Below are 1,956 nucleotides of genomic sequence, written 5' to 3'. Positions count from 1 at the left end.
CCGTGGAGCGCATGATGCGCGACGCCAAGATCACCCAGATCTACGAGGGCACCAACCAGGTTCAGCGCATCGTGATGGCCCGCAACCTCCCGTAACCACCAGCCCGTTGAAAGGAGACAGGCCGTGACACTGAAGATCGCAGTCTGTGTGAAGTACGTCCCCGACGCGACCGGCGACCGCGGTTTCGCCGACGACCTGACGACCGACCGCGAGGCCGTCGACGGCCTGCTCTCCGAGCTGGACGAGTACGCGGTCGAGCAGGCCCTCCGCATCTCGGAGGAGTCCGACGACGCCGAGGTCACCGTCGTGACCGTGGGCCCGGACGACGCCAAGGACGCGCTGCGCAAGGCGCTGTCCATGGGCGCCGACAAGGCCGTCCACGTCAACGACGACGACATCCACGGCTCCGACGTCATCGCCACCTCCGCGATCCTGGCCAAGGCGCTGGAGAAGACCGGCTTCGACCTGGTCGTCTGCGGCATGGCCTCGACCGACGGCACGATGGGCGTGCTGCCCGCGCTGCTCGCCGAGCGCCTGAGCCTGCCGCAGGTCACCCTGCTCTCGGAGCTCTCCGTCGAGGACGGCCTGGTGAAGGGCCGCCGCGACGGCGACGCCGCCACCGAGCTCCTGGAGGCCCCGCTGCCGGCCGTCGTGTCGGTCACCGACCAGTCCGGCGAGGCCCGTTACCCCTCCTTCAAGGGGATCATGGCCGCCAAGAAGAAGCCGGTCGAGGAGCTGGACCTCGACGACCTGGACATCGACGCCGACGAGGTGGGCCTGGCCGGGGCGTGGACCCTGGTCGACTCGGCCACCGCGCGTCCGGCCCGCACCCAGGGCACGATCGTCACGGACGAGGGCGACGGCGGCAAGCAGCTCGCCGCCTTCCTCGCCACCCAGAAGTTCATCTGACCCGCCGTCGGTCACTCACCCACACAGGAGCTACGAATCATGGCTGAGATCCTGGTTCTCGTGGACCACGCCGACGGTGCGGTCCGCAAGCCGGCCCTCGAACTGCTGACGCTGGCCCGCCGCATCGGCGAGCCCACGGCGGTCGTCCTGGGCGCCGGCGACGCCGCCGCCTCGATCGCCGCCACGGCGGGCGAGTACGGCGCGGCCACCGTGTACGTCGCGGACGGCGCCGAGTTCACCGAGCAGCTCGTCGTCCCGAAGGTCGACGCGCTCACCCAGCTCGCCAAGGACAAGGAGGTGGCCGCCGTCCTGGTGACCTCCTCCGGCGAGGGCAAGGAGATCGCGGCCCGCGTCGCGCTGCGCCTCGGCTCCGGCCTGATCACCGACGCGGTGGAGCTGGAGGCCGGCGAGAACGGCCCGGTCGCCACCCAGTCCGTCTTCGCCGCCTCGTACCAGGTGAAGTCGACGGTCTCGCACGGCGTCCCGGTCATCACGGTCAAGCCGAACTCCGCCGCCCCGGAGGCCGCTCCGGCCGCCGGCACGGTCGAGAACGTGACCGTCGCGTTCACCGGCAACGCCGCGAAGGTCGTCTCGCGCACCCCGCGCGTCTCCACCGGCCGCCCCGAGCTGACCGAGTCCGCGATCGTGGTCTCCGGCGGCCGCGGTGTCGGCGCGGCCGAGGGCTTCGCCGTCGTCGAGAAGCTGGCCGACTCGCTCGGCGCGGCCGTCGGCGCCTCCCGCGCCGCCGTGGACGCCGGCTGGTACCCGCACTCCAACCAGGTCGGCCAGACCGGCAAGCAGGTCTCGCCGCAGCTGTACGTCGCGGCGGGCATCTCCGGCGCGATCCAGCACCGGGCCGGCATGCAGACGTCGAAGACGATCGTCGCGGTCAACAAGGACCCCGAGGCCCCGATCTTCGACCTGGTCGACTACGGCGTGGTCGGCGACCTCTTCGAGGTGCTGCCGCAGCTGACGGACGAGATCGGCGCCCGCTGACCGTCCGGTCCCGCACCGAGAAGGGGCGGTGGGTGGCACTCTGTGCCACCC

The 1,956-nt window shown here is 71.5% G+C and carries 3 protein-coding genes; all 3 read left to right on the top strand.

The window, feature by feature from the left end:
* The coding region (locus tag ACFCY7_RS40385) for an acyl-CoA dehydrogenase family protein (protein ID WP_132919430.1) at positions 1–95 on the top strand (95 nt) is incomplete at its 5' end.
* A gap of 28 nt (positions 96–123) precedes the next feature.
* On the top strand, positions 124–909 hold the full coding sequence (locus tag ACFCY7_RS40380; protein ID WP_366042841.1) for an electron transfer flavoprotein subunit beta/FixA family protein: 786 nt from the start codon (positions 124–126) through the stop codon (positions 907–909).
* Between the two features lie 39 nt (positions 910–948).
* The gene (locus ACFCY7_RS40375; RefSeq protein WP_376491069.1) at positions 949–1,905 is read left to right on the top strand and encodes an electron transfer flavoprotein subunit alpha/FixB family protein; all 957 of its coding nucleotides are present in this window, start codon (positions 949–951) and stop codon (positions 1,903–1,905) included.
* Positions 1,906–1,956: the final 51 nt, after the last annotated feature.

The organism is Streptomyces sp. NPDC056361, from assembly GCF_042262805.1.
Classification (GTDB): Bacteria; Actinomycetota; Actinomycetes; order Streptomycetales; family Streptomycetaceae; genus Streptomyces.
This window is presented reverse-complemented; position numbering and strand designations above follow the sequence as displayed.